Raw genomic sequence first — 25,121 nt, forward strand, 5'->3', positions numbered from 1 at the left:
GCCTGCCTTGGCCATTCGGACTGGCTACTCCATATAGGCCCGCCGATGATCGTTCGTAGCCTGCAGTCGACTGGCGCGGTCCGGCCATTCGGTTGCATCGTGGATGCGGTATCGTTGCCCTGCGGCTTCCAGTATCTCCCGAATTCGCTCAACTGGGGTATTCGCCAGCTGTTTGAACGTGTGAATCCCGCCCGCTATCAGCAACGCAGCCACCTCTGGCCCTATACCTTCGACCGTCACAAAATTGTCGACAACATTGACGCGGGGCTGGTCGGGGGAAGGCTCTTCCAACGAGATCACTTCCAGGTGCGTCCCATCTTTTTCGTTGGTAATATCAATTGTTTCAGCCGTTACCCCGTCCATCGTATCAAACGTATCGGCCAGTTCGGTCACAGACTGGTTTGGGCCAACAAATACATCGAGCGTTGTATTGGCATCAATAACAAGCGAACCATCCGGCTCATTGCTATCATCGGGCGGGGGCAATTGTGTAGACATTCGGAGTAGGCTGTTGAGTACTCAGCATTACCAGGCCACGAGTTCGTCTGTTCAGGCAATTTATTCTATGGGCAATGGTCTGACAGCCGACGGATCTACATGTACCGTGACACTAAAACCGAAACCAGGGCAAGTAACGCTGGCAGGGCCTGTACGAAAAAGATTTTACGGCTGGCGGTTATGGCCCCGTAGCTACCAGCAACCACCACGCAACTCAAAAAGAAAATAGCGACGTTTGATTTCCAGACGGGATCTGTAATAAAAAAAGTCCAGATCAGCCCTGCCGCCAGGAAACCGTTATACAACCCTTGGTTCGCTGCCAGCCTTTTTGTTGGCTTGAATAAGTCAGCGGGCATGGCCCCCTTGAAAATCTCTTTTCCCCGGCTCTCCCAGGCAAACATTTCAAACCAGAGTATGTAGAGATGTTCAAGGGCCACACAGCCGATCAACAGAACAGATAGTAGAGTCATATTAGGATTGGGAAAGGCGACATGTGGGATGGATCTATAAGCTGATCAGTGTCTAAAGGTAGGGGCATTCTCAAGCTCGTGCCTGCGTTCCCCAATGTGCTTTACCGTCTGCGACTGGTCTGCCAGGCGCCAATTTTCCGGGGTTGGCAGGTGACCTGCACCCGCTCACCCATTTTTCTGGCCGTTCATACAGTTGATGCAACTCATTGGCTGTCTAGTCGTCTTTAACGTACCTGACGCCTATTGATACTCAGGCTACTCCTTACTCACAAAACCCCTACTTCGATGAATTCGCTTCTCTTTTCGGTTATGCTGACGGCAACTGTCAGTACAATGTCGCTCGCTGGTCCCATTCGCCAAAGTAAACGTGACCATCCTACCAGACTCGTTCATTTTGATGTTGGCGCCCTGATCACGGGCAGTGGCAAACTACGCGTTAATGTCGACAAGCAATTAGGTGGTCTGGTCTATATTCAGCTTCTCGACAGGACCGGTCATCTTATCTACAACCATACGCTCTATGCCGATGAGGAAACAGCCCGTTTAAATCTGGATATCAGCCACTTAAAAGCCAGCGACTATGTACTGAAAGTATCGAACGGATTGGAAATGATTACCCGCGACCTCAAGATCTCGACCGGTCAACCTATTCAGCAAACCCGGACAGTCGAGCTTCTTTAACGGCGCCGATCGCCAGATAGCCCTGAGGAACGTACCTGATCATCGCTTAGTCAGGTACGTTCCTCAGGGCTATTTCACTCGCTTATACTTCTCAACAATGATGTGATCAACACCCGCCTTTTCTACTTTTTCAACACCCCGTTGCACGAGCGTATCATTAAGGAAAGTGATGGTGAAGTCGAACTTATTACCCTCCCACTGTTTATCATTGAAATAGTCTAGATACTCCGTATAGGCATCACCTGTCAGCGTATACCGTCCACCACCGGCGCTGAACGGCGCTGCCGTTGAATCACCCACGGCGCGTGTATCATGGTTCAGGAACGCAAAATGCGTGTCATTGATAATCTTGATCATCTTCCGGTTAGGGTCAAACGTCGACGTTGTCTGCCCGTTTTCTGAGCTTGTCGCCGCGACTAATTCCCAGGTTCCAACCAGCGGAACAGATTGCTGACCAGTCGAGCAGCCGAAGGCTATGGGTAGTATAGTCAAGCACAGTACAAGTGTTATTTTCATATTTTATTTTAAGAAAAGGTTAAGGAACCAGTTAAGCCGCTAATAACGAGACTCAACTTACTAAGCATCATACGCTAAAAACTCGATTCGATTGCCAAACGGGTCACGAATAAAGAAACGCTGTCTCCCGTCGATGGCTGAGGAGTAGCTGATCTCGACTCCCTTCTTTTCCAGTTCGTGCCGGGTTTCGTCCAGATTCTCAATGTCAAAAGCAGGATGCCGCAGGGATCGGTTCCCGGATGGCTCCTCCCGTAAATGAAGTTGAATGTCGGCTATCTCGAACCAGATTGCCCCGCCCGGATGCTGACCCGGAATTTCTGCCAGTCCCAACACCTGTGAATAAAATTGTCTCGCCTCTTCAGTTGCCTGTTCGGGTATCGAAACCAGTATGTGGTCGAGTCGTTTGAAATGTATCATCTGCTTACTGGATAAAGACTCCATCCTGTTTTTATAATTATGCCTGGTCGTTCTGCCATAAAAAAAGCCCGCCGGAGCGAGCTTTTCTGTAATCTGTTTACGCAGGGACGTTACCCCAGGTACGTCTTCAGCGCTTTGGAGCGTGAGGTATGACGCAGGCGGCGAATGGCCTTCTCCTTGATCTGACGAACGCGTTCGCGGGTGAGGTTGAACTTCTCGCCAATCTCTTCCAGCGTCATGGCGTGTTCGCCGTTCAGACCGAAGTACAGCGTAATCACGTCGGCTTCGCGCTGGGTCAGCGTTGAGAGGGCACGCTGCACTTCTTTCCGCAGTGAATCGTTGATCAGTCCTGAGTCAGGCTTGTCTTCACCGTCATTCTCCAGCACGTCGAGCAGGCTGTTTTCTTCACCCTGCACAAACGGCGCATCCATCGACACGTGCCGACCCGAAATTTTAAGTGTGTCGACCACCTCGGCGGGTGAAATTTCCAGCACGGCGGCTAGTTCTTCCGGCGACGGCTCACGCTCGAATTTCTGCTCGAGGTCAGAGAAGGTCTTCGAGATTTTATTCAGCGAACCTACCCGGTTCAGGGGAAGACGAACAATACGAGACTGCTCGGCCAGGGCCTGCAAAATCGACTGACGAATCCACCATACGGCGTACGAAATAAATTTAAAACCACGCGTCTCATCGAACCGTTGCGCGGCTTTGATCAGACCAAGGTTTCCCTCGTTGATCAAGTCGCCCAGTGACAGACCCTGGTTCTGGTATTGTTTAGCAACCGAGACCACGAAACGAAGGTTGGCCTTTGTCAATCGCTCGAGCGACAGCTGATCGCCTTCCCGGATTTTCTGGGCTAGGGTCACTTCTTCGTCGGGCGTCAGCAGGTCAACCTTACCAATCTCCTGGAGGTACTTATCCAGCGACTGACTTTCACGGTTGGTAATCTGTTTTGAAATTTTTAGCTGTCTCATGTATCTGCTGAGGATGGTGTACTACAGGCCTGTACGCCTGTTTTACGGCACACGTGCTTATCTGGTCAACAATCTATGCTTTGGTATTGTTCTCTGGACGTGGTAAGAGTGCCTTACGAGATAAACGGTATTTTCCCGTTTTTTTGTCAATTTCAACTAATTTAACTCGTACCGTCTCTCCAACCTGGAAAACGCCGTCCATTGTTTCGAGGCGCTCCCATTTCACTTCCGAGATATGGAGTAGTCCGTCTTTACCCGGCAGGAACTCAACGAACGCGCCGAATGGCTGGATCGTCTTCACTTTACCGTCGTAAATCTCACCTACCTCAGCTGTTGCCGTGATCCCTTTCACGCGGCTAACGGCTTTGTCCATGCTCTCTTTGTTGGTGGCATAGATGCTGACAAAACCGGCCCCCTCACGTTCTTCGATGTTGACCGTAGCGCCCGACTCACGTTGGATCTCCTGAACCACTTTACCACCGGGCCCGATTACCGAACCGATCTGATCCTGCGCAATCTTGATCACGTAGGCACGTGGAGCAAACGGTTTCAGGTCGGGCTTCACGGCATCGAGGCCTTTCTTCATTTCACCCAGGATGTGCAGGCGACCCGCCCGCGCCTGATTCAGCGCTTCGGTCAGGATTTCGTACGACAGGCCGTTTACCTTCATGTCCATCTGAACAGCGGTAATGCCTTTCTCGGTACCCGTTACCTTGAAGTCCATGTCGCCGAGGTGATCTTCATCGCCCAGGATATCAGACAGGACGGCATATTTGCCAGTGGCTTCGTCGGAGATCAGGCCCATAGCGATACCGGCTACGGGGGCTTTGATTTTGATACCGGCATCCATCAGGGCCAACGTACCTGCGCAAACCGTCGCCATTGACGACGAACCGTTCGACTCCAGAATATCAGATACGATACGGATGGTGTACGGATTGTCGGCCCCTTCGGGCAACATGCCTTTCAGCGCACGGTGAGCCAGGTTACCATGACCAATTTCGCGACGGCTGGCCCCCCGGTTCGGTTTTACTTCACCCGTCGAGAAACCGGGGAAGTTGTAGTGTAGCAGGAATTTGTTGTAGCCCTGCGTCAACGCCTGATCAACGATCTGCTCATCGAGCTTGGTACCCAGCGTAACGGTCGTCATCGACTGTGTTTCACCACGAGTGAACACGGCTGAACCGTGGGCGCGGGGCAGGTAATCTACTTCGCACTGGATTGGCCGGATTTCATCCAGCTTCCGGCTATCGAGACGATAGCGTTCGTTCAAGACCAGATTCCGTGAGGCTTCCCAAACCACATCGCTGAAGTAGGTCTTCACCAGTGAGGTATTCACTTCGGTACCTTCTGGCAATGACGCCAGGTATTCTTCACGAACAGCCTTGAACCCTTCAGAGCGTGCTTTTTTGCTTGCCTGCCCTTTCAGCGCTACTTCGTATACTTTATCGTACGTAGCCGCATGAACCGCCTTGCGAAGTTCTTCGTCGTGCGTTTCGTGGTTGTAGGTACGTTTCTCGGTCTTGCCAACTTTCGCTTCGAGTTCTTTCTGAGCAGCACACTGCGCCTTGATGGCATCGTGAGCAATTTTCAGCGCTTCCACCACTTCGGCTTCCTGGCACTCTTTCATTTCACCTTCAACCATGTTGATGTCATTGGCGTTGGCCGCAACGATCAGGTCGAGGGTAGCGCGCTCCAGTTCAGAAGCAAGCGGGTTAATTTTATATTCACCGTCGATCTTAGCGACGCGAACCTCCGAGATTGGTCCGTTGAACGGAATATCCGACACGGCCAGCGCCGCCGAAGCTGCCAGCGCCGCCAGCTGATCGGGCAGTACTTCGGGATCAGCCGAGATCATGGTGATCATGACCTGCGTATCGCCGTGGAAATCTTCAGGGAAAGTGGGCCGCAGGGCACGGTCGACCAGACGGGAAATCAGGATTTCGTAATCAGACAACCGACCTTCGCGACGCTGAAAACTACCGGGAATACGGCCTGCCGACGCGAATTTCTCCTGATAATCGACCGAGAGGGGCAGGAAATCAATGCCTTCACGGGCCTCTTTACTCGCTACGACGGTGGCTAACAACATGGTGTCGCCCAACCGGACAACAACGGCTCCGTCGGCCTGACGGGCTAGTTTACCGGTTTCAATGGTAATCTCCCGGCCATCGGGAAGCGCAACCGTTTGCGTGGTGATTTGAAACATACAACAGATTTTGATTCTCGCTACAACAGCTTTAAAACATCAGTTAGACTCACTCCTACCGCTTTCACCACAAAAAAGAAACAGTCAGACAACCCGGTTTACTTAGTGGAAGGGACATTGCCTCCCTTAGGCAGATTCACTGCAACGATAACCTGTTACTGAGTACTTCTTGATTACGAGCTACGAGCAGCCAAAGGGGCGCAAAATGACGCTAGCCTTTGTACTACAACTTAGACGAATAATTCACTGAATGGGTACAATTGACTTGGCACATAAGAAAAACAGGGAACTCGCTAGCGAGTTCCCTGTTTGTTGACAACCTGTCCGCTTATTTACGGATGCCAAGGGCAGCTAACACGGCCCGATAGCGGTTGATATCTTTACGTTGGAGGTAATCCAACATGGCGCGACGCTTACCTACCAGTTTCAGCAGCCCCTGACGGGTGCTGTAATCATGCTTGTGCACTTTAAGGTGCTCAGTCAAATGAGAGATCCGGTACGTAAACAACGCGATCTGAGATTCTGCTGACCCAGTGTCCCCCGGATTTTTCTGGGCACCCTGCGTAGCGAAAATTTCCTGCTTTTTTTCTGATGGTAAATACATCGTCAGACAGCTTTTTGTTTACAAATTGATTTTACAGCCGCAAAGGTAAGCAATTACGCGTTAAGAACGAAGTATTATGAAAGGCGCTGCTCAGGTACGTTGTTGGGCGAGGCTTTTTTTAGCCTTTCATCTGCCCCCTTAACTCCTTGGTTGTTTTCCGCGACCCGTCGTGGCTCCAGCCGGGGGGACCGAACAGGTAACCAAGCGCGTTGCGGAAAGAGCCAGCGTGACGGACGTCACTGGCCATGTTGCTCCACTCATGAAAGGCAATCCGTACTGGGTTATAAGAGCCCACATTCCTGGTGAGGCCATACGTGGGCCGGTGTTGTTCAGGCTCGAAGGTGCCAAACAGCCGGTCCCAGATAATGAGCACACCTGCATGGTTCTTGTCGAGATAAACCAGATCGGAACCGTGATGAACCCGGTGATGCGACGGTGTATTGAACAGCCACTCGATCGGCTTTGGAAAGCGCTGGATCAGTTCAGTGTGAATCCAGAATTGATAGAGCAGGCTAATCGACTGCATGGTCATGACAGCAAGGGGCGAAAAGCCGATCAGTGGTAACCAGAGCCAGAAAATAAACGAGCCGGTCAACGTCCCGGTCCAGGTTTGGCGGACGGCGGTGCTCAGGTTGTACTTCTGCGACGAATGATGCACCACATGCGAGGCCCAGAACCAGCGGCTTTCGTGGCTGATGCGGTGGAACCAGTAATAGCTGAAATCCTCCGCAAAAAACAGCGCGACCCACGGCCAGCCCTGCGCCATATCGATCGTGAAGAGTCGAAACTGGTAGACCAGCGTGTAGGCTCCCAGCGCCAGCGCTTTGCCGGCAAAGCCAACAACCACGCTGCCAATACCCATGGTAATGCTGCTGGCGCTGTCTTTGGCTTCGTAGTGATCACGCTGTTGCCAGGCCGTTACAGCCACTTCAGCAGCGATCAGTATCACAAAGGCCGGAATGGAATAATTAACCAGATCGTTCATAGTTTATCAATGAATGAGACAAATCTAGGTACGTTCCGGCAAAAAAATACCCGCCACAACAAGCTGTTGAGCGGGCGAACTCCTTTAAATGTAAAAGTCCTGTCGTGCTGTAGGTTGTTGTCGCGTGGCCCTTCGACTAAGCGACAACAACCTATAGCACGACAGGATATGAATTGTTATTAGACCAGTGTAGCCGTCAGCGTCAGTTTGATGTCGGGAGAAAGGGCGCGCGAGATGATACAGTTTTTCTTGGCATCATTGGCGATCTCCTCAAACTTAGCCTGGTCGAGGCCAGGTACGCTACCCGTTAATACCAGATCAACGGCAGTGATCGTGAGCGTATCCATGTCCATGGTCAGCACAGCCTTTGTTTCCAGATTGGTGGGTGTAAAACCCTGTTGGCCCATGGTGGCACCGGTGGCCATGGTGAAACAGCCTGCGTGGGCGGCAGCCAGCAGTTCTTCGGGGTTGGTTCCCGCGCTGCCGTCTTCACTCAGAAAACGTGTTTTGAATGAAAAGGGGGTATTGTTCAATACGCCTCCGGTGGCTGATAGTGAGCCGGTGCCTTCCTGCAGGCTTCCCGACCAGGTGGCCGATGCTCTGCGTTTTGCTTGTGCCATGATTGTGGTTTAATGTTTAGCGCTAGACTTCCTAACGATTGATTGTAGAACCCGTATCACGGCCCAGATTGTTTCATCCGTTCATCGACTTTATTGATCGTCTATCAACCGCACCGATTAGCGGGGCACTTTTAGGATTACCCGAAACCAAGGGTACCTTCCCTGCTGTTCCTTTCCTGTAGCACGTTATAACCGTCCCCATTCTCCATGCGTATTGTAAGCAGGAATCTCAAAAAAAGTGATTATGCCGACCTCAAAGAGGCGATGATCGAATCATATAGCGGCATTGGCGGCGATTATTGGGAGAAAAACCTGATCGACAAACTCGTCAATATTTTCCCCGACGGGCAATTCTGCGTAGAAGTCGACGACAAAGTAGTAGCCTGTGCGCTGGCCATCCGGGTAAAATACGCTGACTTTGGCGACAGCCATACGTTCGAGGAAATCACGGGCGAATACACTTTTGATACGCACACCAGCAAAGGCGACTGGCTCTACGGCATCGAAGTGTTCGTTCATCCCGACTACCGCGATCTGCGGCTGGGCCGACGTTTATACGACGCGCGGAAAGAGCTGTGCGAACAACTGAACCTCAAAGGCATTCTGGCCGGTGGCCGGATTCCTAACTACCGGAAATACGCCGATGAACTGTCGCCCCGCGAATTCATTACGCGGGTGAAGCAGAAAGACATTTACGACCCCACGCTGACGTTCCAGTTGGCCAATGATTTTCACGTCAAGAAAGTTTTACGCGGATATCTGCCCGGCGATACTGAATCGAAGGAATACGCAACGCTGCTGGAGTGGAATAACATTTACTACGTTGCTGAAAAAGACCGTAAGCCTCATACGGATTCAATTATCCGGTTGGGCGTCGTGCAGTGGCAGATGCGGCATTTCCCCGATATCCAGGCGTTCTTCGATCAGGTGGAATTTTTCACCGATGTGGTATCCGATTACAAAGCCGATTTCCTGGTGCTGCCCGAGTTTTTCAACACACCCCTGATGGCACAGTTCAGGGATATGCCCGAACCACAGGCCATCCGCGAATTGGCGAAATACACAGATGCGGTACGAGAGAAAATGTGTTCGTTCGCCATTTCCTACAACGTGAATATCATCGCCGGCTCCATGCCGCTGATGGACGATGGCAGGCTCTACAACGTCTCCTACCTCTGCCGCCGCGATGGGTCGTATGAAGAATACCGGAAGATCCATATTACGCCCAATGAGGTGAAATTTTACGGCATGGTGGGTGGCTACGAGGTACGTACCTACGATACCGACTGTGGCAAGATCGGCATGATGATCTGCTACGACGTCGAGTTCCCCGAACTAGGTCGGGCCCTGGCCGCTCAGGGTGCCCAGATCATCTTCGTCCCCTTCCTGACCGACACGCAAAATGGCTATTATCGGGTTCGGAATTGCGCGCAGGCACGGGCCATCGAAAACGAGTGTTACGTAGCCATTTCCGGCTGCGTGGGAAACCTGCCGAACGTACCCAATACAGATATTCATTATGCTCAGTCGGCCGTATTCACACCGTCTGATTTCCAGTTTCCCAATAATGCGATCAAGGCCGAAGCGACGACCAACACGGAGATGGTCCTCTTCGCGGATGTCGACGTATCGCTGCTGAAGGAATTGCACGAATACGGCTCGGTGCAAAACCTGAAAGACCGCCGCACGGACCTCTACGAAGTCTCAATGAAACGTCCTTCTCGCCGCGGTTCAAAGAAAGCCTCTCACGACAACGACCCGGAGCATGTAGCACCCGTGATCGTGGTGTCGGAGTAATTGAATCGTATTGCTCCTGCTTACTGCAACCATTTACCGGAAAATCGGGTCTACCCGGTCAACTCGTTTCGATAAGCTGTATGCGTCTGCTGTTGACCTGCTTTGGCCTGATTTTCCTGCTTGGTTGTCGGCATACCAGCCCTACCCCAGATGCACCGACGGTAGCGATTAAGCCCTGTGGCTGCCCTTTTCTACATGAGCCACTGCCCTACAGCGCCAATCAAACGCCTGATTCGCTCACGACCTATTACCTGGCCATCTGGAAGAAGAAATTTTTACAGCGCAATCAGCTTAGTGATTCGCTCTTTCAGGCGCACATCAAATCGGTCAGTGGGGTGCTTCAGACCTGGGTTCAGGGGGTTACCTTCCGGGTGAATTATGTCTATGAACGGGAGTGGCTACGGCTGCCTTATTATGAAACGTTTCAGGTAAAATTCGACCCGGTAGCCACGGCATCGTTTGCGATAAAAGTACCCAGGGGCGTCTTCCTGACCGAAAGCCAGCTTCCGTTCAATACCCTCTTCGCCGAGAACGACATTCCGCTCAGGCTCAATCAGCCCCTCGCCTTTAGCAGTTGTGAAGCGGCCTGCTCAACCCTGCGGCAGAAGACAGGTTACGACATCCTGAATCCAGCCCGGGTAGCTGTCTATCTGCCTGGCGCTGCCGTCCGTACGAATGGCGATCCGTACCTGTTCTCGTTCGGAACCATCGATTTCAACGCCAATAAATGCGTTGAGGCGCGGATCAATCTGATAACCGGTGAAGTAACAGCCTCACCAACCTATTGCTGGATCCAGTAAGCTCCCGGCAAATTGTTATTCCGCATTTGTTTTTACTGATTCCGCCTGATCAACTGGTCTATCAGGCAGCCAATGCAGACGCCTACGCTGTAACAGATCAGGTCGGTCCACAAGAAACCGAAGCCGAGAACGAGTGCGCCCAGGCGGGTTGCACGCACCGAATCGATCCAGGGTGCATGGTAGAGTTGGCTGATCTCAATACCGAACGAAAACAGCAGCGCCAACAACGCAATCGCTCTGGTAGGCTGGCGACTGAACACAAAGGCAAAGCCGAAGAAGACCATCAACGCCCAAAGCGTGTCACCGATGTAGGCGTTGATGAAGGCTGGCAGGTACGTGCCGAATCGCCTCGACGCCAATCCTAAAAGTAGAGCGCCTGCTGTCAGGCCGGTGTAAATAACCCTGTTCCGCTTCACCTGTATTTTCTATTTTAACGCCCTGGCCACTTCCAGCGGGCGGTCTGTCGAGAGCATATCGGCACCGGCGGCGGTCCATTCGGTATAGAGGTTATCGCCTTTGGCGGCGGCCTGTTTGTCGAGGTTGCCCAACGTACCCAGGATGGTGGCGATACCTTTGGCGTGCAGGAACGCATACAGGCTTGAGTCGGGCGCTTTCACGCCAACGAACGCAAACATCCGGTTGTCAGGAATACCCAGCGCGTGGAGTTGATTGTATTCCGCCTCGTTGCGAATCGTCACGGAGATCATCAACTCGGGAGCCAGTTTGTTCACCAGCGCCGCATCTTTCGCATTGTAGGTGATGATGGCGACATTATTCTCCGTTTTCGTTTTGCGCACGTGTTCGACCACCTTCGCGAAGGACACATTCCGTTTCACGTCCAACGTGAACATCGCCCCCCGTTTACGGCCCCAGTTCAGGGTTTCGGTAAGCGTAGGTACGCGAAACGCCGTTGGGTTTCCCTGATTATCTTCCAGCTTCACCTGTTTCACCTCGGCGTAGGTACGTTCAATGAGCTTCCCGGTACCGGTCGTGGTGCGGTCGAGGGTAGCGTCGTGCATCATGACCAGTACGCTGTCTTTGGTCAGGTCAATGTCGCACTCGATCACCGCTGGCGCGTCGGGCCGCTCGATCTGTCCGGTGACGTAGTCGAACGATTCGATACAGTTTTCAGGATATCCGCGTAAATCGCCCCCACCCCGATGCACCGAAATCAGTGGATGCTGCCCAGCGACGTACCTGAACCGCTCGGTAGCCCGAACTGACGATTTGGCCGGGGCTGTTTTCGGTGAACACCCAGCAAAGATGCTGGCGAGCGTGAGGGTGTAGAGCAGTAATGTTGAGAAGCGATTCATGAAGAACTGTTTGTGATGAAATGTTTCAGTTGGTAATCTGATTAGGTGTGTTTGATTTTGTATTGCTTCGCGCTCTAGGTTGCTTTCGCATAGCCCTTCGACTAGGCGAAAGCAACCTAGAGCGCGAAGCAATCAGACCATCTCGTTTGTGATCCGTCAACGTACCTAGCCATTCTCGAATCGCCTGGCCAGCACTGCATCCGGGTACGTTATTTCGGTTAAAAATAATCCGCTGGCGGGTGCAGCGCGACTAGCCATGGTGCGGTCTTCGGCCCGGATGATGGCCTCGAACTGGTCGAGGGTCATGCGGTGCTGGCCGATATCGAGCATCGTGCCGACGATGCAGCGCACCATGCCGTAGAGAAACCGGTCGGCTTTGATATGGAAAATGAGCGACTCCGCCGTCTGCTCCCACTCGGCCCGCATCAGCTGGCAGTGGTAGTGATTTACGTTGGTCCGAACCTTGCTGAAGCTCTTGAAATTACTAAACGTCAGCAGTTTGGCCGCCGCTTCGTTCATTAGGTGAATATCCAGCTGCGGCCGGAAGATGTAGCTCTGATTGGTCAGGAACGCGCTCTTCTGTCGACGAATGTGGTACTGGTAATACCGCGATCGGGCCGAAAACCGGGCGTGATCGGTCGGGCCGACGGGGAATATCCGGTAGATCGCGATCCCGTCGGGCAGCATGTTGTTCAGCGAATGCACCAGCAGATCATGCTCCGGCAGGTCACCGTCCATCTCGAAATGGGCGTACTGCTGCCGGGCATGCACCCCCGCGTCGGTGCGGCCGCTGCCGACAATGTAGATCGGCTGACTCAGCCGTTTGGTCAGCGTTTCTTCCAGCACCTGCTGCACCGATATTCCATTCGGCTGAAATTGCCAGCCGTGGAAGTCAGTGCCTTTATAACTCAGTTCAATAAAATAACGCTGCATCAGAAAGTAGCACCGAAGCTCCAGCTTCGGTAGTAATTGAGCTGTTTACTACTACCGAAGCTGGAGCTTCGGTGCTACATATCTGACGCAGGAAACTTATGCCATGATCTTGCCCAGGGCGTTGTCGTAGAGGTCCGACGCGTCGGCGGTGGCAATCACGGTTTGGCCATCGACCACGAAGTCAGCGGCAGTGACGTCACCGATCTGGCTGAAGGCTACACGGGCGTGCTCCATAAACTGCTCGAAGGCCGCCTGCTGCTCCGCCGATACCGATACCACGACGCGGCTCTGGCTTTCGCCGAACAGGTAGGCATCTTTCCGGTAGTCGGCGTCCGTTGTGATGGCGAAGCCGGTACCGCCCGCCATCGCTGATTCAGCCACAGCCACGAACAGACCACCATCCGAAATATCGTGCGCCGACGAGATGAGCTTCTTCGTGATCAGCTGTTTCACGACCGATTGAAGCGTTAGCTCCTGATCGATATCGAACGCGGGAGCCGGCGATGCTTTCACACCCCGGTACGAATACAGGTACTCCGACGAAGCAATGTCGTTCTGCGACGAGCCGATCAGGTAGATATTGTCTCCTGCCTGACGGAAGTTGAGCGTCATGCGGTTGTCGGGCTTTTCCATCAGGCCCAGCATCCCGATCGTTGGGGTTGGGAACACCGGTCCGTCGTCCGACGACTGGTTGTAAAAGCTCACGTTACCACCCGTCACCGGCGTTTCGAAGCGGCGGCAGGCTTCGCCCATGCCTTTCACGGCTTCCACGAAATGCCAGTACACTTCAGGTACGTAGGGGTTGCCAAAGTTCAGGTTGTTGGTCACGGCCAGCGGCTCGCCACCCGTACACACCACGTTCCGGCAGGCTTCGGCCACGGCAATCTGCGCCCCCACGAATGGGTTGGCGTTTACATACCGGCTGTTGCAATCGACGGTGATGACGATCGATTTCTCTGACTTGGGAATCCCCGCGCCTTTTACCCGTACCACGGCCGCATCAGACGGGGCGTTGGTGGTCCGGTTGCTGGTGCCCACCATCGAGTCGTACTGCTGCGATACCCACTGCCGTGAGCAGATATTCGGGTGGCTCAACAGGTGTTTGGCCACCGCGCTCAGTTCGTCGGTTGTGACGTCGGCCACGCTGGCGATGCGGAATTTGGCGAACTCCTTGATGTAGGCCGGTTCCTTATACTCGCGGCGATACTGCGGCGCACCACCGCCCAACACCAGGTCATGGGCCGGTACGTCGGCCACCAGTTTGCCGTAGCGGTAGAAATGCAGTCGGCCAACGCCCTCTTCGGGCGCGGCGGTCACCTCACCGATCTGCGCGCAGTGCAGATCCCACTTGTCGAAAATACCCTGAATAATGCTCTCTTTCCCTTTTTCGACCACCACCAGCATCCGTTCCTGCGATTCGGACAGCAGGATTTCGAACGGCGCCATGTTGGGCTGACGCGTCGGTACTTTATCGAGGTCGATGATCATGCCGTGTTCCCCCTTCGCGCTCATTTCGGAGGTCGAGCAGATGATACCGGCGGCACCCATGTCCTGAATACCGATCACGTAGCCGGTGGCAATGATCTCGAGCGTGGCTTCGAGCAGCAGTTTCTCCATGAACGGATCACCCACCTGCACGGCAGGCAGTTTATCCGTCGACGCGGCGGTGATGTCTTCTGAGGCGAACGTGGCGCCATGGATACCGTCTTTCCCCGTTGCCGAGCCGACGATGAACACCGGATTACCCACGCCGTAGCTCGTTGCTTTGGCGCTTTTGCCCACTTCCACGATACCCGCCGAGAAGGCGTTTACCAGCGGATTGGTGTTGTAGCATTCATCGAAATAGATTTCGCCGCCCACCGTCGGAATACCAAAGGCATTCCCATAGTCGCCGATGCCTTTCACCACGCCGCGCAACAGCCGACGTGTTTTGGGCAGGCTCAGATCGCCGAAGCGGAGTGAGTTGAGTTGGGCAATGGGCCGGGCACCCATCGTGAAAATATCGCGGTTGATCCCGCCGACGCCCGTTGCGGCCCCCTGATAGGGTTCCAGCGCCGAGGGGTGGTTGTGCGACTCGATCTTGAACGAACAGGCCAGTCCGTCGCCGATATCGACCAGACCTGCGTTTTCGTCACCGGCTTTGGCCAGCATCCGGTCTGAGTCGCGGGGAAGCGTTTTAAGCCAGACGATGGAGTTCTTATACGAACAGTGTTCCGACCACATCACCGAGAAGATGCTGAGTTCGGTAAAGTTGGGCTGACGGCCGAGGATGGCGACAATCCGGTCAAATTCTTCGGGTAGCACCCCCAGTTTGCGGGCGGTTTCGACGGTTGGAATGGGATCTAGACTAGTCTGCGGTTGTTCGGGAGCGTTCACAGTGCGTACCACAAAGGGAGAAAAATGGAAGATGATACCGGCCTGAGCAGGTGAGTTATACCCATTCAGTATCAAGTCAGTAAGCCGAAACGGTACCGATTTGACAGGGCAAAAATAGGCTTTTTTGCCCGTTCGGGGCCATTTTTTTCGGGCTGCTGCTTGACAAATGTCAGAAATAAGCCTACTTTTGCATCATCGAATCACACAGAGAGATGGCAGAGTGGTCGATTGCGGCGGTCTTGAAAACCGCTGACTGTAACAGGTCCGGGGGTTCGAATCCCTCTCTCTCTGCACTGAACTATTAGTATCGTATTAGTCAAAAAGCCGCACCTGCAGATGCGGCTTTTTTCATTCTATAACTTCCAGCTAGTTATGGGTATGTTGGCGTTTTTAAACGGGAAGAGTTGATACTGATATACCCTTATAGGCTACTTTCATACCGAACCCTATCTGTACGCACAAGTCACTTAGTGGTTTGATAATCTGTTTTAAGTAATACAGACCATTCGCGGTTATTGCAGCCATAAGTTTATTAAATTTTCATTAATAAGGTTAAGACATTCATAGCGAAGTCGTAAAAGCAGCGCCACATTCAGGTAACGTTCAGTTTGTTGTTTTGTAGAAATGTATTCTACACATCAATCATGCAACTGGATAAACTTTTCCTCTCCGCAACAACGGCATTCTCAATCGTAGCTTTAGGGGCCTGTCAGGATCACAGAGATCCCAATAGCCCAGCTATCACGCTACAAAACCAATCGGTAACGCCTGTTCTTGCTAAACTCTTACCTAGTGCGGCGGGTGCACGACTGATGGCGAGTGGAATCAACCTGTACGCCTTGCTGAGCAGCGACGACAAGTTGGGATTATCTCCCAATTATGTTTTCGGGGGGTCTGCTGACGGGGCGGGAATTTTTCAGAATCTGGATGGGACCTATAGCATCCTGGTCAATAACGAAGATAATTTCTCGGTCTCACGCATCACGCTCGACAAGTCGTTTAAGCCGATAAAAGGCGAGTACGTTCTAAATTCGGACGGGGGAACCTGGCGGCTTTGCTCGGCTACGCTTGCCACCCCTCTTGAACATGGATTTGGGCCCCTATTCCTGACTTGCGGCGAAAGTGGTCAGGAATCGCGGACACACGCCCTCCGGGTTGATGCTGATCCTCAACAGGCTGCGATATCAAGAGAAGTACCTGCACTGGGCCGCTGGAGCGCAGAGAATGCTGTGCCCCTACCTAAAACGGCGTATCCTGGTAAAACAGCCATCATTATCGGGGACGACGATTCGGACGTCAACGGCGGACAGGTTGCCCTCTACCTGACAAACACTGTGGGCGATCTGGACAATGGTTCGCTCTACATGCTGAAACGCACGAACGGTAATCAGATCGAGACAGCCATGAATGTCGGCACCAAATACGATGTGGAGTTTGTGAAAATCGACAACCAGAAAACATTGACTGGGGCACAAATCAACGCCAAGGTAAATGAATTAGGAGCGATTAAGTTTGGGCGAGTAGAGGACGTTGATTACCGGAAAGGGGGCGGTGCCAATGGTCGGGAAGTTTTCTTTGCGGTAACAGGGCAGAATAACACAGGCGTCAATGCAGATAACTCTCGTTCTAAATATGGCCGTATTTATCGGCTTACATTGGACGCTAACGATCCTACAAAAGGTAAACTGGAAGTTCTTCTGAATGGTGACGACCGCACTGGGCCTGCCAAGACGTTCCAGGATCCTGATAATATCTGCGTCACGACCAATTATGCCTACATCATGGAAGATCCAAACGAGTATGGTGACGAAAAACATGATGCATATGTCTACCAGTACGAATTAGCTACAGGAAAATTAACCGCGATTCTTGAGCTGGATCACCGCCGGACAGAGGCCGATGCCGCCAAATACAATGTTGGGGGTACGTCAAAGTTTGGCTCGTGGGAAAGTAGCGGCATGATCGATGTGTCTGATATAACAGGTCGTCCAAACACATTCATGCTGGGTATTCAGGCACACACCTGGCGCGGCGACAAGTATCTGGGCGTTGATGGCGGTTCGGTGCGGAAAGCTGAAAACCAGGCGAGCCAACTCATTCTGATCGAAGGTTTGCCCCGTTAGCAACCTGATGTTACTACAACTGCCTGACTGGACCAAACCCAGTCAGGCTTTTTTCATCCAGTCTATTCAGCTCATCATTCCGCTTCATCACCACGAAGCACAGTAAATGGCACGTTCAACTGTTTTAATTTCTCTGGGAATACTGAGTGTATTCGTTGTGCTTTTACTGTATAGTCTGACACCTAAACCCACACCAGCCCAGGCAGTTAAGGCTCAGTTTATCCAGGAGATCAATGAATTGGATAGTGCAGTGAGCCAACTACAAAAAACGTTGGCAAACCAGCCAGCATCCAACCAGGCTATTCAAGACGCATTCAAAAAAGCACGGCTGGCCTATAAACGGGTCGAATTTTTGTCTGCTTACTACAGTCCTGAAACCACTAAGGCGCTCAACGGATCCAACCTGCCCGATATCGACGACGATTTAAGAGTCAATGAACCATCTGGCTTTCAGGTCCTGGAAGAACTCATCTTCCCGGCCATAGACGCATCATCAACCAAGGAGGCGATCCATCAGGCAGCCGTGTTACGAGCGAATACCAATCGACTTCGAAAGATTTCGGAGGGCAACGAGGTTACGGATAGTCATATCTTCGATGCCATGCGCCTTGAACTGTTTCGTCTCATCTCGTTAGGTATTACAGGGTTTGACTCTCCGGTTGCTCTCCAGTCATTACCTGAAACAGCGAGTGCGCTTGAAAGTCTGAAGCATCAACTTGCTCATTACCAACTGACCGATCGTGAGCCAGATTTAGCCCTACAAATTGATAAGGCGTTTTCTGAAGCTGTTACAAGCCTGCAATCAGGTGGTACGTTTAATGAGTTTGACCGGCTATCGTTCATTAAAGACCGGGCAAACGTATTAGGACGGTTGTTATTTAGAGCCCAAAACAGCTTACAAATCCCCGTATTTACGGAATACCGGCTGCTTCGTCCGTCAGCCCAAACCTTGACCGATTCGAATGCATTTGACCCTAATTTCTTTGTCAATACGAATCAGCAGCGGGCCACGCCAGAACGTATTGCATTGGGTAAACAATTGTTTTACGACCCCATTCTGTCGGGGAATGCCGGTCGGAGTTGTGCCAGTTGCCATCAACCTGACCGGGCATTCACCGATGGTGAATCAAAAAGTATGGCCCTGGGTTTTGGCGGCCGTCGTGCACTGCGAAATGCGCCGACGTTGATCAACGCTGCGCTGCAAGCGGCGCAGTTTGCCGATTCCCGGGTAGTATTTTTGGAGGACCAGGCTAGCGATGTGATCCAGAATAAAGAAGAAATGCACGGATCGCTCCCAATGGCGGTAAGGGCACTGCAACAAGATGCGCACTACCGGACCTTATTCACCAGCGCCTATGATGGAACCATTACGGAGTCGTCTCTCAAAAATGCGATTGCCAGTTATGTACGTTCCCTAATTGATCTTGACTCGCGCGTTGACCGGTATTTACGCGATCAATCGGCCGAACTGACTGCGGAAGAAAAGCGGGGGTTCAATCTATTTATGGGCAAGGCCAGCTGTGCTACGTGCCATTTCTTCCCCTTATTCAATGGCACAGTTCCCCCGGCTTACCTGGAAAGCGAAAGCGAAGTCATTGGCACACCAGCTACGAAAGAGGGCAAACAGCTGGATAAGGACGTTGGCAAATTCGTTATGACCCAGCGCGAGCCGCATCGACATGCGTTCAAAACGCCAACAATCCGCCGGGTGGCCAAAACGGCTCCGTACATGCACAATGGGGTGTACCAGACGCTTGATGAAGTGGTTGATTTTTACAACGAAGGCGGCGGCGGCGGCTTAGGCTTGACCTTAGCTAACCAAACTCTCCCAGCCAAAAAACTGAACCTAACCCCAACAGAAAAGAAGGCACTAATTGCATTTATGAATGCTTTATAAGGGTTTATCACGTGCTCAATGATTTTTTCGCCTTCCGACTGTAGCCACTGGTGAAAAGTAATTCTGATTCAGATCTCGGCTTGAGCCGCCCTCATTGCGGCAATACGACCAGACTCAATTGACTTCATTCTTTAGCTTATCCTGAAGTTTTTCGAGTTCTCTCTTTTTGCCAGCATATACGTTACATTCCCATCTGCTGGCAACGTATGCCTGGGCGAGAAAGACGAGCAGGCCCAGTAACAGCCAGCTGAATTTGCCTCCCTCCTATACGCTCATCGTCGTGAGTACGCCGATTGGTAGCATACCTCATCGTTCTACCTTTTCCGAATAAATAAATCTGGGGTTAGACAATATCTATTTTAACATCCACCGCGCTTTCTATCCTGCCGCCCTTTAGCTATCAAAAGATTAATAATTGGCATGGACTTCAACACTGAAACGCATCATCCTCAACTCCATTTAATACGAACCCACCAGCTATATGGTGGGTTTTTTTGCTGCTATCTGGCATCTACGCCTTGGTAACCTCACAACCAACTTATCGTCCTGTCAACGTACCTGAGTTCTTATCCATTAGTTGGCAACTGGATTTATAGCTCGCCATGCTAGCAAGCAGATACATACGATAGATTTCAATTTTTTCTATTCAGCTATATAGGGTACTTCGGTGCAATCTTGTCTTCAAATCGTTATACGTAGTTCAAGACCTGGTTGAGCCCTTTTATGCCCCATTTAATACCCAGTAGCCCGGCACCACTGACCACAAACAACGTACAGCAGGTCGATACGATAGCGCATCCACTTATGCTCGACGATGAAGTACTGGTTGCCCAACTGATGAAAACGGATCCTGAACAGGGGTGTAGCTGGCTGTTTCGTCGGTACTATACCCTGCTGTGCAATCACGCGCTCAGGTACGTCTACTCGCGGGAAGTAGCCGAAGATATTGTGGGCGAGGTCTTCTGCACGCTCTGGACCAACAAGTTGTATGAGACCATCACCACGTCGTACCGGGCCTACCTGTTTGTGGCCGTTCGCAACAAGTCGCTGAACTACCTGCGCTGGGAACTGGACCGGTCCGCTGTGGGAACCGACGTGTTCGGTGATGCATCTGCCACTGTTGTCGCCACGGATCTGCACACGCCCGCCGAAGTGGTGCAGTTCGATGAACTCTACCAGAAGATCAACGAGGCCATTGCCGTGTTGCCGCCGCAATGCCGCCGGTCTTTCCTGCTCTCGCGCTTTGAACAGAAGTCGTACCGGGACATTGCCGAGGAAATGGGCATCTCCGTCAAGGCCGTCGAAGCCAACATCAGCCGGGCATTGACCGCCTTGCGCAACATGCTCCGGAATGAATTTGTCGTGGCGCTGCTGCTGGCCACAGGCCTTATATAGGGTAAAGCACCGCCACCTTGTCTACCTGTCAACTTCCTGACAATACTCCCTGCTCACTATTGACCTTATGGACGGACCATCTATAGAACGTACCCTGCATGACCTGTTTGCCGGCCGAGCCACGCCGCTTCAAAAAAAGACGGTAGAGGTTTGGCTGCGTACCCCCGAAAACCAGGAATTGTATTACCAGTGCCTGGCCCGCTACGAAGCCGACCACAGTCAGTACGTACCCGACCTCACCACATCGCTGGCCGATTACCAGTCGTTTATGAAGGGCGGCACGTACCCGCGCCACGGCACAGTAACCCCTATCCGCCCCCTCCCCGTCCGGCAGAGTCCGCGCTGGCTGCTGAGCATTGCCGCCTCCCTGCTGCTGCTACTGGGTGTTGGGTACGTTACCTACGACTGGTGGGGCTACGAATCGCTGACGGCGCCCTATGGTCAGACCCGCACGTTCACCCTGGCCGATGGGTCCGACGTGACGCTGAACGCCCACTCGGTGCTGCGGGTGCCTCGCTTCGGATTTGGCAACGCCGACCGCGACGTCTGGATGACGGGGGAGGGCTACTTCAACGTTCGGCACACGGTAAACGACCACCGGTTCACGGTGCACACCAGCAACCTGGACATTCATGTGCTGGGTACCAAATTCAATGTCGATGCCCGCGCCGGTCAGACAGAGGTGGTGCTCAGCGAGGGAAAAGTGGAACTGGTAGAGGCCAATGCCGCAGACAAGCACTCCCTGACCATGAAACCCGGCGACCAGGTGACGCTGATGAAAGGCGATACGGCCTTCCGGCGCAAGCTGACCCTGCGGCCCGATCAGGTGGCAGCCTACCGCCAGAACCTGCTCGTTTTTACCGATACGCCGCTGAGCCAGGTGGCGCAACGGATCGAAGACTATTACGGCATCAGGGTCGTGGTGCCGAACCGCGAACTGGCCCGTCGCGAGCTGACGGGTACGTTGCCCAACAACGACCTGACGGTTGTTCTCCGCACACTCTCGTTATCGTATAACCTGGCCGTTGACCGCCGGCCCAATCAGGTAATTCTGAAACCCCAATGAAAAGACAACTCCACAGACAACTCCGCTACGGCCTGCTGGGTATCACCTTATTGTACCAGTTACCCGCCCATAGCCAGGAAACAGCCTCGGTCAAAAATCGGCTGGAACGGCCTTCGTCGGCCCGCCAACGGCCCCTCCGCGATGTACTGACCGAGCTGGAACGCAGGTACAAAGTATTCTTCTCGTACGAAAGCAAGCTGGTTCGCAACATCCAGGTCAGCGCCGAGCTGCCATCGGCCTCCAGCCTCGACGCGACGCTTCAGCAACTGCTGAACCCGGTGAACCTGCGCTCGCAACGGATGGCCGACCGGTACTATTCGATCGTAGTGGATAACAGCCGACCAACCGGTTTACTGCCTTCCCGCCTCACCGACGGACCGCTGCTGTCGCTGCGGTCACCCTCATCGGGCAACGTACCTGAACGCGACCTAAGCAGTCTGACCTTTTCGGCCGACAAGGCCGTTCAGCCGGTTACGGGCACCATCACCGACGAAAACGGCGGGCCGCTGGTGGGTGTCAGCGTCATTGAACGGGGTACGTCGAACGGCACCACGACCAATGCCGACGGTCGCTTCACGCTGAGTGTAGCCGGTCCGCAGTCGGTGCTGGTATTCAGCTTTATCGGGTACGTCACCCAACAGCAGGAAGTAGGCAACCGGAGTTCATTTGACCTGAAACTGACGCCCGATACCAAGTCGCTGGGTGAGGTGGTCGTGGTGGCCTACGGGACCCAGCGCCGGTCGAGCGTGACGGGGGCCGTGGATCAGGTGGGGCAACAGGCGCTGGAAGGCCGACCCGTCACCACTGTGTCGCAGGCGTTACAGGGTGTGTCGCCCAACCTGGTGGTGCAGCAGGGTTCGGGCGAGCCGGGGGCCGGTCTGAACATCAACATCCGGGGCGTCAGTACGCTGGGCAACAACAGTCCGCTGGTGATCGTGGATGGCATTCCCGGCTCGCTCGACGTGCTGAACCCGTCGGATATCGAGTCAATTTCGGTGTTGAAAGATGCCGGTTCGGCCGCTATCTACGGCTCACGGTCGGCCAACGGCGTCATTCTGGTGACGACAAAAAAAGGCGCCAAATCGGGCAAAACGACCGTGATCTATAACGGCACGTTCGGTGCCCAGACGCCAACGCTGTTGCGCGAATCGAATGAGGCGTGGGAATACGCGATGTTCAAGAATGAGGCGCTGGTGAATTCAGGGTTGTCGCCTCAGTTCACGCCGAGCCAGATTGCGCAGTTCAGGCAGCAGGGATCCTACCCCTGGTTTCTGACCGAAATCCTGAAGAAGCAGGCACCACAGCAGAACCACAACCTGAGCGTGTCGGGCGGGAATGCGCAGACTACCTATCACATCTCGGTGGGGTATCTGAACCAGTCCAACCTGTTGAAAGGTCCTGATTTTGGCCTGAACCGCTACAATTACCGCATGAACCTGACCCACCAGATCGACAAGGTCAAGTTCACGGGGATTCTGGCCTATTCGCGCAACGAGATCAAGGAGCACGCCTACTCGACCGATGGCCTGATCCTGGATGCAGCCCGGATGCCCCGCACTTACCCGATCAAAGACTCGCTGGGTAGGTACGTTCTCTCACCGATCCTGTCGGAGAGCAACCCGCTGGCGCGGCTGGAGCAGGGCGGCTACCGGCGGTATGATAACGACAACGTGTTTGGTAACCTCACGGCCGAATGGGAAGTGTTCAGCGGGTTCCGGCTGCGGGGTATTTTCGGGGGCGAACTGAACGGCAACCACCAGTACGAGTTCCACCGGGCCATCAACTACTTCCCCTACACGGGCGGTACCGACAATGTGGCCACGGTGAAAGATGAGAACTACAAATCGCTCTATACCAACGTTCAGGCCCTGGCCGACTATACCCGGACGTTTGGCAAAAGCAACGTGTCGGCGCTGGTTGGTTTCTCCAACGAAGGCTTCACTTCGCAGGGCAATGGCATTTTCAAGCGGGACGTCGACAATGACCTGGGCACCGATATTTCGCGGACGATCATCCAGAACGCGTCGTACACCTCGAACCAGCGGACCAGCCAGAACGCCATTTCCAGCGTGTTCGGGCGGGTCAACTACACCTTTGCCGATAAATACATTGCCGAGGTGAACTTCCGCTACGATGGGTCGTCACGCTTTGCCAAAGCCAACCGCTGGGGCTTTTTCCCGTCGGCAGCGCTGGCCTGGCGCATCACTGAAGAAGCGTTCGCGTCCAACTTCCGCAACACCTTTGGCGACTGGAAGCTTCGCACCTCCTACGGCGTGCTGGGCAATCAGAACGTGGGTGATTTCCAGTACCAGAGCACCTACTTCAACTTCGCCAACGCCTACGGGTTCAACAACACCAGCGCTGCGGGTACCGGCCTGACGCTGGCGAACCCCGACATTACCTGGGAACGGGCGCAGACCTTCAACCTCGGTCTCGACGCGTCGGTCTGGCGCAACAAGGTGACGTTCTCGCTCGACTATTTTAACAAGCTGACCAAAGACATCCTGATTGCGCCGTCGGTACCCGGCATTTTCGGCGGGTCGATCGGCGATTACAACGCGGCGCAGGTACGTAATCAGGGCTGGGAAGTGTCGGCGACGGTGCGTCACAATACCGGTCAGGTACGGCATACACTGTCATTGAATCTGGCCGACAGCTACAACAAAGTGGTGTCGATCGACGGAAAAACGAACATCAACTACCTGGGTGAGCTGGCCGTCATTCTGCGGGAAGGGCTACCCGTACGGTCGTACTACGGCTATCAGAGCAACGGCTATTTCCAGAACCTGGAGCAGCTGTCGGCCGGTCCACGTCCGACGTTCGTGGCCCCCGGCGATCTGCGCCCCGGCGATGTCAGGTACGTTGATCAGAATGGCGACAACCTCATCGACGAAGCCGACCGGGTGGTGCTGGGCAACCCCTTCCCGCGCTACACCTTCGGAGCAACCTACACGGCGAGCTGGAAAGGGTTCGACCTGAACCTCTTCGTGCAGGGCGTAGGCAAGCGCTCGCTGTTCCTGCGGGGTGAAGCCGTTGAACCCTTCCACGGCCCCTTCCAGGATGCCATCTTCAAGCACCAGAGCGATTACTGGACACCCACGAATCCCGATGCCGCCTATCCACGGTTAACCCTTGGCGGTGCCTCACGGAACAACTGGGGCGTTGGCTCGGACCGGTTCCTGCAGGATGCCTCGTATGTGCGCCTGAAAAACCTACAGGTAGGCTACACCCTGCCCGGACGTCTCACGAACAAGCTGGGCATCAGCAAATTGCGCGTTTACTACACCGGCCAGAACATGCTGACGCTCACACCCATGCAGGTCGGCATTGACCCCGAAGCTACCGAGTTTAACAACAGTTTAGTGTCCACACGCGGCAACGTGAACTCAGGACGGGTGTACCCCAACCCGCAGTTCAACGGCATTGGGCTGGACGTAACGTTTTAAA

Annotated in this window: 21 protein-coding genes and 1 tRNA gene; 9 read left to right on the top strand and 13 right to left on the bottom strand. The window is 53.6% G+C overall.

The window, feature by feature from the left end; translation table 11 throughout:
- Nucleotides 1–24: 24 nt before the first annotated feature.
- Entirely contained in the window at nucleotides 25–498 is a 474-nt protein-coding gene (locus ACAW75_RS22245) for a helix-hairpin-helix domain-containing protein (protein ID WP_370730968.1), read from the bottom strand.
- A gap of 95 nt (nucleotides 499–593) precedes the next feature.
- Nucleotides 594–968 carry a DUF1304 domain-containing protein gene (locus tag ACAW75_RS22250; protein ID WP_370730969.1) on the bottom strand — a complete coding sequence of 125 codons (375 nt, stop codon included), beginning with the start codon at nucleotides 966–968 and terminating at the stop codon, nucleotides 594–596.
- A 285-nt stretch (nucleotides 969–1,253) separates the two neighbouring features.
- Here ACAW75_RS22250 and ACAW75_RS22255 point away from each other — a divergent pair, with 285 nt between their 5' ends.
- A complete protein-coding gene (locus ACAW75_RS22255) occupies nucleotides 1,254–1,649 on the top strand; it encodes a T9SS type A sorting domain-containing protein (protein ID WP_370730970.1) in 396 nt (131 codons plus the stop codon).
- 69 nt (nucleotides 1,650–1,718) lie between these two features.
- On the opposite strand, the gene ACAW75_RS22260 is transcribed toward ACAW75_RS22255, so the two are convergent.
- From ACAW75_RS22260 to ACAW75_RS22290, 7 genes are all read right to left on the bottom strand, one after another.
- Nucleotides 1,719–2,141 carry a DUF4488 domain-containing protein gene (locus tag ACAW75_RS22260; protein ID WP_370730971.1) on the bottom strand — a complete coding sequence of 141 codons (423 nt, stop codon included), beginning with the start codon at nucleotides 2,139–2,141 and terminating at the stop codon, nucleotides 1,719–1,721.
- Between the two features lie 84 nt (nucleotides 2,142–2,225).
- Nucleotides 2,226–2,582, bottom strand: coding sequence for a VOC family protein (locus ACAW75_RS22265; protein ID WP_370730972.1), 357 nt, complete (start codon nucleotides 2,580–2,582; stop codon nucleotides 2,226–2,228).
- A gap of 110 nt (nucleotides 2,583–2,692) precedes the next feature.
- Nucleotides 2,693–3,556, bottom strand: a complete 864-nt coding sequence (locus tag ACAW75_RS22270; RefSeq protein WP_085413706.1) for a sigma-70 family RNA polymerase sigma factor — start codon at nucleotides 3,554–3,556, stop codon at nucleotides 2,693–2,695.
- A 73-nt stretch (nucleotides 3,557–3,629) separates the two neighbouring features.
- Complete coding sequence (pnp, locus tag ACAW75_RS22275; protein ID WP_370730973.1) at nucleotides 3,630–5,765, bottom strand: polyribonucleotide nucleotidyltransferase; 2,136 nt, start codon at nucleotides 5,763–5,765, stop codon at nucleotides 3,630–3,632.
- A gap of 328 nt (nucleotides 5,766–6,093) precedes the next feature.
- Nucleotides 6,094–6,369 (bottom strand): 30S ribosomal protein S15, encoded by a 276-nt coding sequence (gene rpsO, locus ACAW75_RS22280; RefSeq protein ID WP_370730974.1) that lies wholly within the window; start codon nucleotides 6,367–6,369, stop codon nucleotides 6,094–6,096.
- 118 nt (nucleotides 6,370–6,487) lie between these two features.
- Nucleotides 6,488–7,354 (bottom strand): sterol desaturase family protein, encoded by an 867-nt coding sequence (locus ACAW75_RS22285; RefSeq protein ID WP_370730975.1) that lies wholly within the window; start codon nucleotides 7,352–7,354, stop codon nucleotides 6,488–6,490.
- 179 nt (nucleotides 7,355–7,533) lie between these two features.
- On the bottom strand, nucleotides 7,534–7,974 hold the full coding sequence (locus ACAW75_RS22290; protein WP_370730976.1) for an OsmC family peroxiredoxin: 441 nt from the start codon (nucleotides 7,972–7,974) through the stop codon (nucleotides 7,534–7,536).
- A 207-nt stretch (nucleotides 7,975–8,181) separates the two neighbouring features.
- Here ACAW75_RS22290 and ACAW75_RS22295 point away from each other — a divergent pair, with 207 nt between their 5' ends.
- The gene (locus ACAW75_RS22295; RefSeq protein WP_370730977.1) at nucleotides 8,182–9,771 is read left to right on the top strand and encodes a GNAT family N-acetyltransferase; all 1,590 of its coding nucleotides are present in this window, start codon (nucleotides 8,182–8,184) and stop codon (nucleotides 9,769–9,771) included.
- A gap of 80 nt (nucleotides 9,772–9,851) precedes the next feature.
- Entirely contained in the window at nucleotides 9,852–10,571 is a 720-nt protein-coding gene (locus ACAW75_RS22300; RefSeq protein ID WP_370730978.1) for a hypothetical protein, read from the top strand.
- A 32-nt stretch (nucleotides 10,572–10,603) separates the two neighbouring features.
- On the opposite strand, the gene ACAW75_RS22305 is transcribed toward ACAW75_RS22300, so the two are convergent.
- The 4 genes from ACAW75_RS22305 to purL all read right to left on the bottom strand — a co-directional run bounded on the left by ACAW75_RS22305 (nucleotide 10,604) and on the right by purL (nucleotide 15,205).
- Nucleotides 10,604–10,987, bottom strand: a complete 384-nt coding sequence (locus tag ACAW75_RS22305; protein WP_370730979.1) for a ribosomal maturation YjgA family protein — start codon at nucleotides 10,985–10,987, stop codon at nucleotides 10,604–10,606.
- Nucleotides 10,988–10,996: 9 nt separating this feature from the next.
- A complete protein-coding gene (locus tag ACAW75_RS22310; protein ID WP_370730980.1) occupies nucleotides 10,997–11,884 on the bottom strand; it encodes a glycerophosphodiester phosphodiesterase family protein in 888 nt (295 codons plus the stop codon).
- Between the two features lie 165 nt (nucleotides 11,885–12,049).
- Nucleotides 12,050–12,817, bottom strand: coding sequence for a tRNA pseudouridine(38-40) synthase TruA (gene truA / locus ACAW75_RS22315; RefSeq protein ID WP_370730981.1), 768 nt, complete (start codon nucleotides 12,815–12,817; stop codon nucleotides 12,050–12,052).
- A 96-nt stretch (nucleotides 12,818–12,913) separates the two neighbouring features.
- Nucleotides 12,914–15,205 (bottom strand): phosphoribosylformylglycinamidine synthase subunit PurL, encoded by a 2,292-nt coding sequence (purL, locus tag ACAW75_RS22320; RefSeq protein WP_370730982.1) that lies wholly within the window; start codon nucleotides 15,203–15,205, stop codon nucleotides 12,914–12,916.
- 194 nt (nucleotides 15,206–15,399) lie between these two features.
- Between purL and ACAW75_RS22325 the strand changes: the two genes are divergently transcribed.
- The 6 genes from ACAW75_RS22325 (at nucleotide 15,400) to ACAW75_RS22350 (ending at nucleotide 25,120) form a co-directional block, all read left to right on the top strand.
- Nucleotides 15,400–15,484, top strand: a tRNA-Ser gene (locus tag ACAW75_RS22325).
- A 353-nt stretch (nucleotides 15,485–15,837) separates the two neighbouring features.
- On the top strand, nucleotides 15,838–17,316 hold the full coding sequence (locus tag ACAW75_RS22330) for an alkaline phosphatase PhoX (RefSeq protein ID WP_370730983.1): 1,479 nt from the start codon (nucleotides 15,838–15,840) through the stop codon (nucleotides 17,314–17,316).
- 106 nt (nucleotides 17,317–17,422) lie between these two features.
- On the top strand, nucleotides 17,423–19,213 hold the full coding sequence (locus ACAW75_RS22335; RefSeq protein ID WP_370730984.1) for a cytochrome c peroxidase: 1,791 nt from the start codon (nucleotides 17,423–17,425) through the stop codon (nucleotides 19,211–19,213).
- 723 nt (nucleotides 19,214–19,936) lie between these two features.
- Nucleotides 19,937–20,608, top strand: coding sequence for an RNA polymerase sigma-70 factor (locus tag ACAW75_RS22340; RefSeq protein ID WP_370730985.1), 672 nt, complete (start codon nucleotides 19,937–19,939; stop codon nucleotides 20,606–20,608).
- A 67-nt stretch (nucleotides 20,609–20,675) separates the two neighbouring features.
- Entirely contained in the window at nucleotides 20,676–21,674 is a 999-nt protein-coding gene (locus ACAW75_RS22345; RefSeq protein WP_370730986.1) for a FecR family protein, read from the top strand.
- The gene (locus ACAW75_RS22350; RefSeq protein ID WP_370730987.1) at nucleotides 21,671–25,120 is read left to right on the top strand and encodes a SusC/RagA family TonB-linked outer membrane protein; all 3,450 of its coding nucleotides are present in this window, start codon (nucleotides 21,671–21,673) and stop codon (nucleotides 25,118–25,120) included. Before ACAW75_RS22345 ends, ACAW75_RS22350 begins: the two co-directional genes overlap by 4 nt.
- The last annotated feature ends 1 nt before the right edge of the window (nucleotide 25,121 follow it).

The sequence above is a fragment of the Fibrella arboris genome (assembly GCF_041321095.1).
In the GTDB taxonomy this organism is placed as follows: domain Bacteria; phylum Bacteroidota; class Bacteroidia; order Cytophagales; family Spirosomataceae; genus Fibrella; species Fibrella arboris.

Bases quoted from the DNA above. Each gene is read 5' to 3' on its own strand.
- ACAW75_RS22245 (WP_370730968.1), bottom strand. From the start codon at position 498: ATGTCTACACAATTGCCCCCGCCCGATGATAGCAATGAGCCGGATGGT.
- ACAW75_RS22250 (WP_370730969.1), bottom strand. From the start codon at position 968: ATGACTCTACTATCTGTTCTGTTGATCGGCTGTGTGGCCCTTGAACAT.
- ACAW75_RS22255 (WP_370730970.1), top strand. From the start codon at position 1,254: ATGAATTCGCTTCTCTTTTCGGTTATGCTGACGGCAACTGTCAGTACA.
- ACAW75_RS22265 (WP_370730972.1), bottom strand. From the start codon at position 2,582: ATGATACATTTCAAACGACTCGACCACATACTGGTTTCGATACCCGAA.
- ACAW75_RS22270 (WP_085413706.1), bottom strand. From the start codon at position 3,556: ATGAGACAGCTAAAAATTTCAAAACAGATTACCAACCGTGAAAGTCAG.
- pnp (WP_370730973.1), bottom strand. From the start codon at position 5,765: ATGTTTCAAATCACCACGCAAACGGTTGCGCTTCCCGATGGCCGGGAG.
- rpsO (WP_370730974.1), bottom strand. From the start codon at position 6,369: ATGTATTTACCATCAGAAAAAAAGCAGGAAATTTTCGCTACGCAGGGT.
- ACAW75_RS22285 (WP_370730975.1), bottom strand. From the start codon at position 7,354: ATGAACGATCTGGTTAATTATTCCATTCCGGCCTTTGTGATACTGATC.
- ACAW75_RS22290 (WP_370730976.1), bottom strand. From the start codon at position 7,974: ATGGCACAAGCAAAACGCAGAGCATCGGCCACCTGGTCGGGAAGCCTG.
- ACAW75_RS22295 (WP_370730977.1), top strand. From the start codon at position 8,182: ATGCGTATTGTAAGCAGGAATCTCAAAAAAAGTGATTATGCCGACCTC.
- ACAW75_RS22300 (WP_370730978.1), top strand. From the start codon at position 9,852: ATGCGTCTGCTGTTGACCTGCTTTGGCCTGATTTTCCTGCTTGGTTGT.
- ACAW75_RS22310 (WP_370730980.1), bottom strand. From the start codon at position 11,884: ATGAATCGCTTCTCAACATTACTGCTCTACACCCTCACGCTCGCCAGC.
- truA (WP_370730981.1), bottom strand. From the start codon at position 12,817: ATGCAGCGTTATTTTATTGAACTGAGTTATAAAGGCACTGACTTCCAC.
- ACAW75_RS22330 (WP_370730983.1), top strand. From the start codon at position 15,838: ATGCAACTGGATAAACTTTTCCTCTCCGCAACAACGGCATTCTCAATC.
- ACAW75_RS22335 (WP_370730984.1), top strand. From the start codon at position 17,423: ATGGCACGTTCAACTGTTTTAATTTCTCTGGGAATACTGAGTGTATTC.
- ACAW75_RS22340 (WP_370730985.1), top strand. From the start codon at position 19,937: ATGCCCCATTTAATACCCAGTAGCCCGGCACCACTGACCACAAACAAC.
- ACAW75_RS22345 (WP_370730986.1), top strand. From the start codon at position 20,676: ATGGACGGACCATCTATAGAACGTACCCTGCATGACCTGTTTGCCGGC.
- ACAW75_RS22350 (WP_370730987.1), top strand. From the start codon at position 21,671: ATGAAAAGACAACTCCACAGACAACTCCGCTACGGCCTGCTGGGTATC.